Here is a 14,034-nt window from a genome sequence, read left to right as displayed (position 1 = left end):
AAACTTCGCATAATTGCTACAATTACTACTTGCACGAACTGCGTGTTATTAGCCTTTGGCAAAGTTTAGTGAAGGTCCGTTGCAAAACATTTATTTTCAAGTCCGATAAAAAAAGGTTACGTACGAAGTTCCCTATCATTGACATCTGTTCAAACCTTCCCTTTTATCGGCCAATCACTTTCATTCTCGAGAAATGGCATACCATACTCTTCCATCAACTGGCGAAGCGCCAGCAACCTTTGCTTAAATTGCTCATGGGTTATAAAGTAGCCGTTTAATAACGGTTCTTTTTTGTATAAATTTTGTCTAGCATCTAATATCTCTGGAGGGACTCGGTCATAGTGGGGCCTCAATTCTGGATATTTATAGTGTTTCAGGAGGCCATGTACATCCATGGCTATACGATAGGTTTTATCGGCGGATATACTATTTAAGCGAATATTGACACTATGTTGATATGCTTCCCACTGCTGGTCGGGAAAATAGTCTTTAAATTGCATATATTCTTTCACCATAAACTCCGGTGCCCAGCGTATTTCAACACATAATTGTTGGCTCGACTCGTTATATATTCTTTTGTAGAAATATGCTTCACTTCCATGAGCAATATCAAAAACAAATTCTTTTTCAGCTAGATATTGGCCTAATATTGCATTAATAGCCGTTTTAGGTTTTATTCCTTTAATCATAATCATATCCCCCTATTGGAGTCCTATAAAAAAACGTTATGTTAAGACTCCTCGTCCCAAAAGGAACGGGGGGCTTTTATTAATATTTTTTTAATGATTCAATATACTTTTTTAATTTAAATCCTACGTATTCGTCTCTTCTAAATTCAAATCTATAGTAATAACCCCAGTAGGATTCTATTCTGCTTTCAGTCGTAAGAATAAATTTTCACTATCTGTTCTAACCTTTACTATCGATTTAAAACATTTCCATAGATTCGAATATTTTCCCATCTATGCTGATTATTTCATCAATGGGGATCGCTGTGCCATCGGTCATAACGACAACCCGTTCATATTTGTCTATCTTTTTAGCCGTACTGATAGCAGTAACATAGGCGCCGCCATTCTTCTTCGCATCCGGCTGAAAGTAGGTAATTGTGATTTCGGGATACTCTTTAATCCGATCTGCTATGATTTGCAGCCTATCACTCAAAGCGTCCTTCATATATTCGTCCAATTTTACTCTCTCGTCAGTCAGTCTTGCGGTTTCTTTGATGGCGTCATCATAGCCGGTCAGTGCGGCGAAAGGGGAAAACTGAGCTGCCCGGTCAATAGCAGCCATATGAGGGCGTGTCGTAGAGACATGGTGCGGTAGATTGATGATGTCGTCATATGCCTTCGTCATGCCTTGTGCCCTCCAATCTGCCTGTTCCGGTCTACCGTGGTAGCGCCTTCCTCCAGATTCATACCCTTTAAAATGGCGTTCTTGCCGTATTTCTTTTTTATTTCCAGCATTGCTTGCTGCATCTTTTTTCTCGTGCAAGCTCAGCTTCTTCATCTTCTTTTTTCGCCTGCGCAGCCGTGTAATCCGTAAAGAGATCAAGTTGTTCAAAACTGCCCGTCTTTTGAACAGTTGCCTCATCAACGACATGATTCGCTGTGATGTTGACTCTTCTGATCAGAAGATTTTTGTCAACGATGCGTTCAAACAGATCTGTGACGGCATCCATGATTAGCTTTGTAGAGGAGGTCTGCCTGCCAAGATTTACTGAACCATGCGCGGATTTCGGAACGGCGCGTCCGTAGTGGTCAGTGGTGATTGCCCCGTGATATGATTTCTTTATCTCTGGATTTGTTAGATTATCGATATCATATCCGACCGTCAAAACAAGCTGGTCGCTCACAAGCCTTTTATCTACCAGATCAAGTACCAGCAGATCAGTCATTTCCCGCACGATCAGCTTCGCTTTGTCAAAAGTATAGGCATAGTGCAGCACCTGCCCCGATCCAATACTGTTTGTGCTTGGCTTATACGCTTTAATATCGGCAATTGTGCATGGCTCCCACCCCCACGCATGGTCGATCAGCAGCTCAGCGTTGATGCCGAACAGCTTATACAGTAAATCCTCGTTGTAGTAATCGGTCGGTTTACCGAGAGAGCATCTTGCAATATCTCCCATTGTAAAGAGACCTTTTTCCTCCAGCTTGTTGGCATATCCTTTTCCAACGCGCCAAAAGTCTGTTAGAGGTCGATGCGACCACAGGGAGCGACGGTAGCTCATTTCGTCCAGCTCGGCGATCCGCATACCGTTGTTATCAGCAGGTATGTGCTTTGCCTGAATATCCATAGCGATCTTGCTAAGATACAGGTTTGTGCCAATTCCCGCCGTTGCTGTAATGCCAGTTGTTTTGAGTACATCCAGAATCATTTTCGTGGCAAGCTCACGGGCTGAAAGATTGTAGGTGTTCAGATAATCGGTGGCGTCAAGGAATACCTCGTCAATGGAGTAGACATGAATATCTTCGGGCGCGATGTACTTCAAATAGATATTGTAAATCTGCGTGCTGTACTCTATATAATACGCCATCCTCGGTGGAGCAACAATGTAGTCCAACGAGAGACCCGGTGAGGATTTCAATTCAGTATCGTTGCAGGAAACGCCAGAAAAGGCTCGTCCTGGTGCTTTGCGCAGCCGTGCTGCATTTGCTTCCTTGACCTTCTGTACGACTTCAAACAGCCTCGCCCTACCGGGAATGCCGTATGCTTTGAGGGAGGGAGAGACGGCGAGACAGATGGTTTTTTGGGTGCGGCTTGCGTCAGCGACAACAAGGTTGGTGGTCAGCGGATCAAGCCCTCGTTCCACACATTCGACCGAAGCGTAGAAGGATTTTAAATCAATTGCGATATAGGTTCTGTTCTTCATGCTTATTCTCCGGTTGCCTACTTAAATACAAATTACCTGCTCGACAAATTTCTGTTTATCTGTGCGTTATATAATTATAAGATATTCACTTTAATCGTTCATATGTCGGCTAAGTCGGAGGGATTGCTCCCTCCTTCTCGCCTAAGAACTGTACGTGTCCCTTTCAAGACATACAGCTCAAGCTCTCATTTATCCGCCTGTCTTTATGATATTTCCGCCATTTCTTACTTTACGTTTATCACCAAGACATTCGGCACGGTATATCCGCTGTTGCAATTTTTCTACATGCCCGTTTACATGGAACCAGTCAATTTGTTTCCATTGGGTATCGGGAGGTAATGTGGACTTCTTATAATTTGAAGTTTTTCGCATCTGTTACCCCACTTTTGAAATCTTGCTTTTCGTTTTATTCCGTGTTGATTACCAGTTGGAAGTCAGCACCCTTTCGGGTATGTAATTTTACATTATTCGCCCAGTTATTTCTTATTCCTGTTGGCTTGCACCATAGCGACATTTGCTTTTTCCAACGCTCCTTTATCCTCTGGAGATTGTATCTTCCTTGCGGTTGACCTACCGAAATCGGACTCCATAGGACTTATCAAGTTCAGCTTATATTAGTTACGGATGGGTTAGGTTCATTCAATACACCGGCAGATATGTAGGTAGTAACATACGCATATGGGAAGCTGCGTTTTCCAATCTGCAATACAATGGTTAACATATCCCAGCCACTGCTGCTAATGACGATGCTTAATCATAAACCATACCATTCTTTCCCTCGCCCCTAGTTGCCATGGATACTAGGCAACCAGTTGGGCTTTTCCTCATGCAACCCACCCCGGAGTTATCCCCGACGCAGTTTCGGACGGGAATGTCCCTACTACTGGGACATCAGACCTAAGTCTGCACTAATCTTTCAAGAAGAAGCCGCTTCTTGTCGCACACCCATTATTAGCCTAATGTTAATTACTCATCTTAGCTGGTATACTACTCTTTCCGCATTATTCTTTGATTTCCTCCTAACCAAAGTAAACTATTCCATAAAACATAAAAAGCCTGACCGTCCAAAATTGACGTCCAGGCTTTTATTTCGCTATGGTAGAGCCACAACCTTAACACAATAATCCATTCTTTTTACAGTTGGTCGCGATGTTTATGGATTTTGTTCACTAAATGGGAGTTTAACGAACCAATTGATAGCAGTTATTTGTAAGTTAAGTCCCATAAAAGACGTTGTACTAAACCGCTGCGCGGTGGCTTTTTGAGCCCTAATTTATTAAGTTTCATGATATCATCCTTTCAGTTCAATTCTATAGAATTGAACTGAAAGGATGATTTTTATGTTTAACAACTACTCGGCTCTTTCCTCCCATCTTCAAAAGATGCTCTTCGAAATGGAACTACGAGGGTATGCTCAACATACCAAGGATCATTATCTCGGTCATTTAAGACTTCTTGAGAAGCACACTAACAAGTCTGCCCTTCAAATCACACCCGACGAACTTAGAATATATCTTCATGATCGTATTCAATCCGGAATTGGCTACAGTAGTATCACTATCTCTTGCAGCGCATTCAAACTCTTTTTCAATCAGGTTCTCGGCTACAACTGGTCAGACGACGTTATTATCCGTCCCAAAAAACCCAAATCTTTCCCGCATGTTCTTTCTAAAGACGAGATTTTGTCCATCACTGATCAAGTGAGTAATTTAAAGCACAAAACGATTTTCCTGACGACGTATTCTTCAGGCCTGCGAATTAGCGAAACGCTTAATCTACGTATCTCTGATATTGATTCATCGGCTATGGTAATCCGAGTTAATCATGGTAAGGGCAACAAGGATCGTTTAACCATTTTATCTCATGAAAACCTCAAAATGCTCAGACTTTACTGGAAACGTTACAGACCCACCGACCTACTTTTTCCAGGGCCTGTTGAAGGACAACCTATGTCCACAAAAACTCCTCAAACAGTTTTTCAAGTGGCTAGAAAAAAGGCCGGTATTACAAAGCCTGTAACGATTCATACTCTCAGGCACTCATTCGGAACCCATCTCCTGGAAAATAATACTGACCTGCGCACAATTCAAGTTCTTATGGGGCATAGCAATATTGCAACGACCTCAATTTATCTACACCTATCAACTAAACATATTTGCTCAGTGAAAAGCCCTCTTGATGGGTGTGATTCGCTTGACTGAGCTTCAGGATATTTTTAAACATATCAAACTTAAGTCTCTTTCACCTGATCAGGCAAAAGCCTTTCATATGATTCGGCTTTGTAGAACCTCAGCATTGGGTTCCCATGCGCAAGTTTGTAATGAATGTGGCTCGATGGATGTTTCCTTCAATTCCTGCCGTAATAGAAATTGTCCAAAATGCCAACATTCCGCGCAGCAAGAATGGGTTGAAGCTCAAATGTCAAAACTCTTACCAGTTGGTTACTTCCATACCGTTTTTACGATCCCTCAAGAACTCAACACCCTTGTTTTACAAAATCAAAAACTTCTTTATTCCATCCTCATTCAATCAGCGGGACATACGCTAATGGAACTGGCTAAAAACCCTAAATTTCTCGGTGCGACGATTGGAGCCACTACGGTTCTCCATACTTGGGGACAAAATCTCTCGTTCCATCCTCATGTGCACTGTATTGTCCCTGGAGGGGGGCTTTCCAAAGATGGACTCTGCTTCGTCCGTTCTCGTAAAAAGTTCTTTATTCCGGTTAAAGTTATTTCAAAAAAGTTCAGAGGTAAGTTCCTTGACCTTCTAAAACAGGCCTATGACAAGGGGGAAATTGCGTTCTTTAACGAGGCTACCAAACTTGCGTTAAGAAGCAATTTCCTTTCTCTTATCGACACATTATACAACAAGAATTGGGTTGTCTTTTGTAAAAAACCGTTTAAATCTCCAGGTCATGTTGTTCGTTATCTTGGACGTTATACTCACAGAGTCGCGATTAGTAACTCTAGAATTCTGGCGTTTGATGGGCAATCGGTTAGCTTTGTCTGGAGGGATTATAAGGATGGCAATAAGTCCAAAGTTATGAAGCTAGATGCTACTGAGTTTTGTAGACGGTTTCTTCTTCATGTTCTTCCCAATCGCTTTGTTAAGATTAGACATTATGGCATCCTTTGTAGCCGAAATATTAGGTCAAAGCTTTCTCAATGCATGAAAATGACTGGGACCAAGCCCTTGCCTCAAACTATTAAAATTCAGAAAGACGCTAAAGTCTGTCGTTGCTGTGGAAGTACCGATGTTATTGCGATTCATGTTCCTAATTCTTTGGCTACGGCTTCAAGTCCATGATTACAGTAGAATTGAATAGTTTCGAAAAACTACCTTATTTGGGGAGGGGGGAAGTTTATCCATTTTTCAGGAGTTTAGCATAGCATTTTAGTTTCAAAAGTAAAATTCTCCTTTAAATATCGTTACCCATAAATTTATAACCCAAATGGAAAAGATTGAATTCCCATACACCAACTATCGCTCGGCAGACGGTTCAGTACAACCAGAGATTCATGAGGTTCAGTATTCTGCACCAATTATTACATTCCTTTAAGCTATTGACTTTAATCAATGGCTTTTCTCTATCTTACGAACCTCACAAATCTCTAAACGTTATGAAAAGAGATATCCAAATTAGTAATGGGGTCTGGTTTTAGAGATTAAAATAACTAAAAGGAGGTAACCTTATTAGAAAACCTCCTTTTAGTTTCTGAAATATTACAATTACAAAATAAATACGTTTGGAACAATAGTAATAGACAATAAATTTAATTTTTGGCTGGAGTCCTATAAGACATGTGCAATGAAAGGTGATTGTAATGGAATTTAACATAACTTTAAATAATGCTTGGTGGATTATTCTACCGTCTGCTATACTATTTTTTACCCTGCTGTGTCTTATACTTCTATTTAAACCAATTTTACGTTTAATGATTAAATTAGTCGCTAATGACATGTCCTCTAAATTATTAAGTGAGAAGTACACACAGAATCTTGCTGAATTCATACCATCAATGAAAAGGTTCTCTCTATTAAATACAATTGAACTAAGTTTACGTGCAGAACACGGGGAAATTATTATGCGTCCGCTTGGTTCGCCAAAGCATTTCCTTGGATTTGAAAATCTTATGTTTACTCTAAAGCAAATGAGAAAGCCAGCCCTTCCTGACGCTACACCGATAGATATGAGTGTCCAGATAGGAATTAAAGCTAAAAAACCGTTGAACATTAAAATTCCCCTAATGATTAGTGCTATGGCATACGGAATGGCTTTGAGCGAGGAGGCAAAAATTGCCTTAGCCAAAGCATCCAAGCAACTTGGAACTGTGACCAATTCCGGTCAGGGTCCGTTTCTCCCTGAAGAGGCTGAAGAGGCGGATAAGTACGTTTTGCAAATTTCTCGGTGGCCTTGGGGCGCAAGAACCGACGAACAGATTGAAACTGCAGATATGTTGGAAGTTCTAATGGGACATGGAGCTTATTTGGGTACATCTGCTTTAGAATTTGGAAAATTGGAAGGGAGAGCACAAGAACTTGGCGGATTGAACCCAAATCAGCAAGCCATCCCCTTTCCATTACCCCCAGGGGTACAACAGACAAAGGATTGGAAAAACTTTATTAAACTCCTACGCAAAAGAGCTAATGGGAAGCCCATTGCTATTAAACTCATGGCTACTGATGATCTTGAGGATGACCTATCAGAAGCAATTGACCTCGGCTTTGATGTCATTGTATTAGACGGCGCACAAGGTGGGACACACGCGTCTACTCCCATCACGGAAGATGACTTTGGTATCCCCACTTTAAATGCATTGATTCGAGCTAGGCGATTCCTTGATAACTGCTTTAAAGGCAAAGACATCACATTAATCATTGCTGGAGGATTCTTTACCCCTGGTCAATGTCTCAAAGCATTGGCACTTGGGGCTGATGCAATTTATTTGGCAACAGTCCCCCTATTCGCCCTTGCCCACAATCAAATTCAAAAAGTCATGCCATATGAACCTTTAACAACATTAGTCTATTACGACTCTCCTGCAAAAACTAAATATAACATCGAAGTTGGGACTGCAAGTGTGGTCAATACCCTTAATTCGATGGTTCTCGAAATGGAAGAAGCGCTTCGAGCACTAGGTAAATCATCTCTAAAGGAATTAACTCCAGATGATTTAGTCGCGTTAGATCGGGATACCGCTGAAGTTACTGGTGTCAGAAGAGTCTTTTAGCATCTAACACGAAATAAGCGTTAGACCTTCGCTAAAGACCCAATTAACGAAGCCAAGGGGACGCTGGTGGCGTCCTCTTGGCTTTATGACTAAAGCAATATTTTTTGGGAAAAACATAAGAGTTTATGGATTTTGCGAAGTTCAGGTAGGGAGAATTATCCCGATTCATAAGGACTATGGATACCACTTAAGGTTTCAAAAGGAAGCAGAGCCCCTGCTTTCTTTTTGTTTTTAGCCCAATTGCCATATTAATAGGGAATAGAATTATTAATAGTATGGAAACTATCATTGGAGGGAATTACAATGATAAAAATACAAAACAAGCTAGCTTTAGGCTTAATTTCAGGCCTTCTTGGTGAGTTGGTTATTATGATGAGTAATCGCCTGTTTATAATGTTAGAACTTGTGCAGAGTTCATTAAGCTTGATGTCACTTCAAGTTGTAAAGTGCAGAAAGTGGATACCCCTGACCACGAAAAGAGATATTTGGTTATCTCATGGGATTAGTACGTTCTTTTGCACAAGTGGAGGGCTGATGATCACCTATATATTGTCATTTAATAAACGTTTATGTTTACTGAAAGGCTTCATTTTAGGAACAGGTGGAGGCTTAATTCCATATGTATTTAAGCAAGCAAGGCTAATTAAAGATTTCAAAACAACGCTCAGTAAAATCATGTGTCTTGTGAGCCACGGATTTTTCGGATTGACTGTGGCGCTAGTCGTCAAAACCCTTGGAGACAAAAATAGCAACAGTAAAACGAAAAGCTAAGGTCCTATAACTATCATTATAAAGGGGCTGACTTACTAATCGTCAACTAATCTAATCGTCAACTCCTCTTAAACTGTCTATTTACTATCGGCATAAATTCTACGTGATAAATTGAACTTCGTCTAATAGACACTTGTTATCTCTTGCAAATTAAGTCAACACTACTTGCAAGGAGATGATTATCAATTGCAATCTAATAAAACTTGTCCACTCGTTGAGCAGTACCTAGGGTATCTTGTCGTTATAAAAGGCAGGTCAGAAAACACGGTTAAAGAATACCGAACGGATTTACTTATGTTTTTCAGCTTTGTAATGGCATCCCGAAACACACCTATAACTGATAAAATCTTTGTAGGGGTAGACTTGGAATTCATTAAAACAATATCTCTTAACGATATGTATGCATTCATTGCCTATTGTCAAACTGAACTACACGCTGCTGCCGGTACTAGAGCAAGAAAAATTGTATCTATCCGTCAATTTTGGAAGTATCTCAAAACCAAGGTTCATCTCATTGATAACAATATTGCTGAAGAATTGGAGACCCCAAAACTCCCTAAAAGAATACCGAAATACTTAAGTCTCGAAGAATCAGTCAGGCTTCTAATTCAATGCGAGAAGTCTCCACGCGATCATAGCATAATAACCATTTTTCTTAACTGTGCTTTACGTTTATCCGAATTAGCAAGCTTAGATATCGACCAAGTGGATAATGAAGTTATTAGTGTCGTTGGCAAAGGGAACAAGGAACGTAGAATCTATTTGACTCCGGCTGCCAAAAAATCGATTAATAAATGGATTCAAATTCGGAGCTCCTTCGATATACCTACCAATGCACTGTTTATCTCAAGAAACAACAGGCGGATGACAACCAAAGCTATTCAAAATGTCGTTAAGAAATATGTTATTGCTTCTGGTCTTGACCCCAAATCCATATCGACTCATAAGCTTCGACATACGGCTGCGACGCTTATGTACAAGTATGGACGGGTTGATATACGATCACTTCAACAAATTCTAGGGCATGAGAGCGTGGCCACAACCGAAATTTATACGCATATTGATGAGCATCAATTACAGTCTGCTGTCAATTCAAACCCGCTTGCCATGATGTTTAACTAATGCCATAGTCGCCGCAAGGGAACACTCAGTTATATGAAGATGCTATTTTGGCACACTCAAAATCCTATCCCTGTTTGTACGCTGCTAGTCTATTTTTTCGCCTGATAACTGTTGATTTCTTGACTAGATTTACTAGATCAGAATGTGTATTTAACCTAGATTGTATAGAAAGCTCAATCGCCTCCGGGCTATTCTCCCATAAGATCGGATATTTTCTTTTCACAAAACTAATCAAGGTCTCTTTTTCTTTAGCACTAGGAACAACCGGCGCTTTTGGAATCGCTATGGGTTCCTCTCGTTTGCTTAATTCCTCCGCGCTCGCTAATCCAAAATGGGATATATTATAAAACTTGCTTCCTCCTTCCTCCATAGTAAGTATATACTGACCATGCCCATCGAGTTGAATCCTGTCAAACCCAACATGGATTAACCGCCAAGGCTTTCTGTTTTCAACCTCGTAAAATAGTTCAACTACTAGGACTGATTCTTTCGCCAACCTTGGTACCGCTTTATAGACTGAGCCCTTTGAAGCCGGGATTGGGTAAACCTCGCCTTCTCCGCTTATAAAAAGAAATTTAATTCCACTCACAACTCTTCACCCTATTCTAATGACTTCAGCAGATACTTTATCATGATAACCCAAGTATGGATTTTATGAAGTTCAGTTAATAGAAAATTAGTGTAACAAATTTAAGAATTATGGGAACCTAACATATGGTCATAAACAAGACAAGCTCAACTTCTTCAAAGAAGTATCCAGTATAAGATATTGCTTTCTAGCTGGGATTACTTATTTCAAAAATTTCATGAACCATATCTTGTCCATTATACCTTTTTATGAATTCTCTGGTTCTCTTCATGGGAACGACAGGTTATGAATTTACACCGAATTTATAATCGATCGGTAATCGGATAAACCTCTAGCTTTCAGTTTTTCTACAATATCATTGACGGTAACCACATCTGCAAACTCTTCATCAGTAATGGTTATCTCAAATTCATCCTCCAGGTCCCCAATAATCATCGACATATCTACCGAATCCACAAATAAGTCTTCCCGCAAACGGCTCTCCAGGGTTATCTTTCTCTTCTTCTTTTGTAAAATATGATTTAAAGTGAATAGTACTCTGTCTTCCATTTTTAGTCACACACCTTCTCTCTACGCTTTTGTAATTTTATGTGGCCTGATTCAAATTCTTAATTCGCCTCATAAAACCAATAGACTATGGTATGATTTTACAACGGACATTCCGAAATAAACTATATCATTATTCTCTGGAAAACATTGATATAAAATACGTCTCTCAACCTCCTCAAAACAAATATACCTCCAGGATTGATACAGTAATAAGAATAATCCGAAGCTCTGTAGCTTAAAGGACCCAGGCATTATGGGCCTCGAAGTCCCGTAGCATATCTCTATGATTCTTTTTTACATTTTACAATTATAAAGTTCACTGGCGGTTTATTTTCCATATGCTTATTTGGCTCATCGATATTTGAGAATTCTACCAGCCCGTATTTTCCAAATTCTTTTTGTATTGATTCAGAATCATAAAAGAAGATTTTTACGCCCTTCATTGTCTCGAATCGATCTTTACTCAGTTGTTTACCCTTTCCAAACATTGGGGCTTTTTTTGAAACAGCTGTAAAAATCATATAACCGTTTGGTCTTAGCTGACTATAGCAATCTCTAATTAATTTTTTTCTTTCACTACTATTCATTAAGTGAATAAGTCCATAGCAAAATACACCATCGTAAAGTTTGTTATCAAAAGGCATGTCAGTTACTGACCCATGATAGATTCTTATATCAAGGCCGTTTTGTTCTGCCAAATCAATCGCTGTTTTTGAAATTTCAATACCTGTTACATTAATTCTGTTGTCAAGAAAAATCTTTGCATTTCGGCCGTATCCAATACCCGGGATTAATATGTCCTTAACTTTCTTCTCAAGGAAAAAGTCCTTTGTCAAGATTGCGGAGTCTGAAGGTTCAAATCCCCACATCATCTGTTTTTCTATAAAACTTGATTCCCAGAATTCTGTCATATCTCTACTCCTTTATGTTTTATTTTAATGGGATATTACCCTACTTACGGCTAAAGTTAATAATGCACAGAATCGGGTAGGAGGCTGATCATTAATTGATCAGCCGACCTCCCACAGCACCGTACGTACCGTTCGGTATACGGCGCTTCCAAAGTTTATACATTATTTCGCAGAATAACATTCACTAAAACTAAGGTATCCGATTCGTCTGAAACGCTCATTGGATAGAGCTTTTGTCAGAATAGGGCTATGGGCAACGCGCCAATAGCCTTTTCTTGTGTTTGCCCACATCCATGCTTGTTCCTTGGTAATGCCCGCTTTCTTCAGGTTCTCAAACCTTGTTCGGGTTTTCTTCCATCGCTTCCAAGTTGCCATTCGTATGCGACTTCTCGTCCATTCATCCAGGTCCTTGAGTAGGTTCTTTGCATCGGCAGGTTTGAAGTAATTCGTCCAGCCTCGTACTACTTGATTGAGTTTAGTTCTGCGCTCTTCGATTCCCATCCCATTGCTACGCCCAGTAACTCCTCGGATTTTATCCTTAAGCTTCTGGATGCTTTTTGGGTGGATTCTCAGGCGCCCTTCTCCCCTGTAAATGTAAAAGCTATATCCCAAAAACTTGACATAGTTTACATGAGCGACCTTCGTTTTCTCCCTATTTACCTTCAGAAATAGTTTCCCTTCGATATAAGGGAGAATGTGATCAAGTGTTCGTTTTGCCGCCTTTTTACTTTTGCAGAAGATCATCATATCGTCTGCATAACGTACAAAGTGGTGTTTCCGCTTTCCCAGTTCGTGGTCACATTCGTTAAGCATTATGTTGCCAAGTAATGGGCTCAGGGGGCCTCCTTGTGGTACACCTTCTGGACTTTCTTCAAACATTCCATTGGTCATAACTCCTGCTTTCAGGAATTTGTGAATCAGCGATACGACCCGGCCATCTCTTATCGTCTCCGACAAAATTTGGATAAGCTTACTTTGGTTTACCGTATCGAAATATTGGGCCAAATCCATATCAACTACATATTTGTAACCTACTGTTATATAGGTTTGGCATCTTCTCAATGCCCCATGGGCACTACGATTCGGTCGAAATCCAAAACTATTGTCTGAAAACTGTTTCTCAAAGATGGGACTTAGAACTTGAGTTATCGCTTGTTGAATTAACCTGTCTAAGACGGTGGGTATTCCTAGTTTTCTGGTCTTTCCGTTCTCTTTGGGTATTTCTACCCTCCGTACGGGTTTTGGACGGTATTTACCATCCCGGAGAGATTGCAATAGTTCATCCTTGTGTTCTTTCAAAAAGGGTAGAAGTTCATCTACCTGCATACCATCAATTCCACCTGCGCCCTTGTTTCTTTTAACCTGCCTATAGGCCTGGTTTAGATTTTCAGTGCTAAGGATTTGCTCAAGCAACCCATTCGTCTGCTCATTTGTGTTGGTGTTGTCGGTTTCAGTCATCTTAGGTAGCTCGCACACTTCTGCATACTCTTTCTGTTCCGCAGATACCCTTTGCAGATAGTCTTCAATTCGAAGTTGTCTGTGTTTTAAATTACCACTTTCAGTAACTTTCATTGACCCACACCTCCTTTGGTTCAGCCCTTCCGTCGGTGTCTAGATCACCTCTGTACTATGGCTTCTGCTGACTCCTCACGATAAATCTTGTTTCAACCGGGTTTCTTACTCTGTTTCCACCCGTCCGTGAGGCCTCCCACGGTAAGACGATTCACTTTCATTCCATGTACCCGCAACATTTACGCTGGCGTGTCTGTGTAGCTTTTGGGCTTTAACTTGTCGTGCAGTCTTACCCCACGTTTTGCGCCTGATGCTGTTCGTGTTCCTCGGGTCAGAATTTTGCCGCCGGCTTCCTTCAGATTCCACCTCACGATGGACACCCTTGCCTTAAGCTAATGGTTGGTCGCTACATACCCCCATATCGGACTTTCACCGTCTAGTTAATCGTCATGCGTGGCGCACACGTAAGGG

Annotated in this window: 13 protein-coding genes and 1 pseudogene; 5 read left to right on the top strand and 9 right to left on the bottom strand. The window is 40.6% G+C overall.

Annotated elements, in window-relative coordinates; translation table 11 throughout:
* Positions 1-149: 149 nt before the first annotated feature.
* From VZF35_RS00070 to VZF35_RS00055, 4 genes and pseudogenes are all read right to left on the bottom strand, one after another.
* Complete coding sequence (locus VZF35_RS00070; RefSeq protein ID WP_407309833.1) at positions 150-689, bottom strand: hypothetical protein; 540 nt, start codon at positions 687-689, stop codon at positions 150-152.
* Between the two features lie 238 nt (positions 690-927).
* Positions 928-1,356, bottom strand: coding sequence for a hypothetical protein (locus VZF35_RS00065; protein ID WP_407309831.1), 429 nt, complete (start codon positions 1,354-1,356; stop codon positions 928-930).
* Positions 1,353-2,875, bottom strand: a pseudogene (locus tag VZF35_RS00060) (DNA methylase). The gene VZF35_RS00065 and the pseudogene VZF35_RS00060 overlap by 4 nt, the downstream one beginning before the upstream one ends.
* 189 nt (positions 2,876-3,064) lie before the next feature.
* On the bottom strand, positions 3,065-3,247 hold the full coding sequence (locus tag VZF35_RS00055) for a reverse transcriptase N-terminal domain-containing protein (RefSeq protein WP_407309829.1): 183 nt from the start codon (positions 3,245-3,247) through the stop codon (positions 3,065-3,067).
* Positions 3,248-4,215: 968 nt separating this feature from the next.
* On the opposite strand from VZF35_RS00055, the gene VZF35_RS00050 reads away from it, so the two are divergent.
* From VZF35_RS00050 to VZF35_RS00030, 5 genes are all read left to right on the top strand, one after another.
* A complete protein-coding gene (locus VZF35_RS00050; RefSeq protein ID WP_407309827.1) occupies positions 4,216-5,076 on the top strand; it encodes a tyrosine-type recombinase/integrase in 861 nt (286 codons plus the stop codon).
* Entirely contained in the window at positions 5,069-6,184 is a 1,116-nt protein-coding gene (locus VZF35_RS00045) for an IS91 family transposase (RefSeq protein ID WP_407309825.1), read from the top strand. Before VZF35_RS00050 ends, VZF35_RS00045 begins: the two co-directional genes overlap by 8 nt.
* Before the next feature lie 518 nt (positions 6,185-6,702).
* On the top strand, positions 6,703-8,109 hold the full coding sequence (locus VZF35_RS00040) for an FMN-binding glutamate synthase family protein (protein WP_407309823.1): 1,407 nt from the start codon (positions 6,703-6,705) through the stop codon (positions 8,107-8,109).
* Between the two features lie 303 nt (positions 8,110-8,412).
* Positions 8,413-8,880 carry a hypothetical protein gene (locus tag VZF35_RS00035; RefSeq protein WP_407309821.1) on the top strand — a complete coding sequence of 156 codons (468 nt, stop codon included), beginning with the start codon at positions 8,413-8,415 and terminating at the stop codon, positions 8,878-8,880.
* 186 nt (positions 8,881-9,066) lie between these two features.
* Positions 9,067-10,002, top strand: coding sequence for a tyrosine recombinase XerC (locus VZF35_RS00030; RefSeq protein WP_407309819.1), 936 nt, complete (start codon positions 9,067-9,069; stop codon positions 10,000-10,002).
* 64 nt (positions 10,003-10,066) lie between these two features.
* Here the strand turns inward: VZF35_RS00030 and VZF35_RS00025 are convergent, their stop codons facing one another.
* From VZF35_RS00025 to VZF35_RS00005, 5 genes are all read right to left on the bottom strand, one after another.
* A complete protein-coding gene (locus VZF35_RS00025; RefSeq protein WP_407309817.1) occupies positions 10,067-10,591 on the bottom strand; it encodes a hypothetical protein in 525 nt (174 codons plus the stop codon).
* Between the two features lie 291 nt (positions 10,592-10,882).
* The gene (locus tag VZF35_RS00020; RefSeq protein WP_407309815.1) at positions 10,883-11,140 is read right to left on the bottom strand and encodes an acyl carrier protein; all 258 of its coding nucleotides are present in this window, start codon (positions 11,138-11,140) and stop codon (positions 10,883-10,885) included.
* Positions 11,141-11,421: 281 nt separating this feature from the next.
* Positions 11,422-12,051 (bottom strand): class I SAM-dependent methyltransferase, encoded by a 630-nt coding sequence (locus VZF35_RS00015; protein WP_407309813.1) that lies wholly within the window; start codon positions 12,049-12,051, stop codon positions 11,422-11,424.
* 162 nt (positions 12,052-12,213) lie between these two features.
* Positions 12,214-13,623: a group II intron reverse transcriptase/maturase gene (ltrA, locus tag VZF35_RS00010; protein ID WP_407305724.1), complete on the bottom strand. Its 1,410-nt coding sequence runs from the start codon at positions 13,621-13,623 to the stop codon at positions 12,214-12,216.
* Between the two features lie 179 nt (positions 13,624-13,802).
* On the bottom strand, positions 13,803-13,934 hold the full coding sequence (locus VZF35_RS00005) for a hypothetical protein (protein WP_407305726.1): 132 nt from the start codon (positions 13,932-13,934) through the stop codon (positions 13,803-13,805).
* Positions 13,935-14,034: the final 100 nt, after the last annotated feature.

This window comes from Desulfosporosinus paludis, from assembly GCF_045689965.1.
Taxonomy (GTDB): domain Bacteria; phylum Bacillota; class Desulfitobacteriia; order Desulfitobacteriales; family Desulfitobacteriaceae; genus Desulfosporosinus; species Desulfosporosinus paludis.
This window is presented reverse-complemented; position numbering and strand designations above follow the sequence as displayed.

Excerpts from the sequence above, each read along its gene's own strand:
- VZF35_RS00070 (WP_407309833.1), bottom strand. The coding sequence starts at position 689 with ATGATTAAAGGAATAAAACCTAAAACGGCTATTAATGCAATATTAGGC.
- VZF35_RS00065 (WP_407309831.1), bottom strand. The coding sequence starts at position 1,356 with ATGACGAAGGCATATGACGACATCATCAATCTACCGCACCATGTCTCT.
- VZF35_RS00055 (WP_407309829.1), bottom strand. The coding sequence starts at position 3,247 with ATGCGAAAAACTTCAAATTATAAGAAGTCCACATTACCTCCCGATACC.
- VZF35_RS00050 (WP_407309827.1), top strand. The coding sequence starts at position 4,216 with ATGTTTAACAACTACTCGGCTCTTTCCTCCCATCTTCAAAAGATGCTC.
- VZF35_RS00040 (WP_407309823.1), top strand. The coding sequence starts at position 6,703 with ATGGAATTTAACATAACTTTAAATAATGCTTGGTGGATTATTCTACCG.
- VZF35_RS00035 (WP_407309821.1), top strand. The coding sequence starts at position 8,413 with ATGATAAAAATACAAAACAAGCTAGCTTTAGGCTTAATTTCAGGCCTT.
- VZF35_RS00020 (WP_407309815.1), bottom strand. The coding sequence starts at position 11,140 with ATGGAAGACAGAGTACTATTCACTTTAAATCATATTTTACAAAAGAAG.
- VZF35_RS00015 (WP_407309813.1), bottom strand. The coding sequence starts at position 12,051 with ATGACAGAATTCTGGGAATCAAGTTTTATAGAAAAACAGATGATGTGG.
- ltrA (WP_407305724.1), bottom strand. The coding sequence starts at position 13,623 with ATGAAAGTTACTGAAAGTGGTAATTTAAAACACAGACAACTTCGAATT.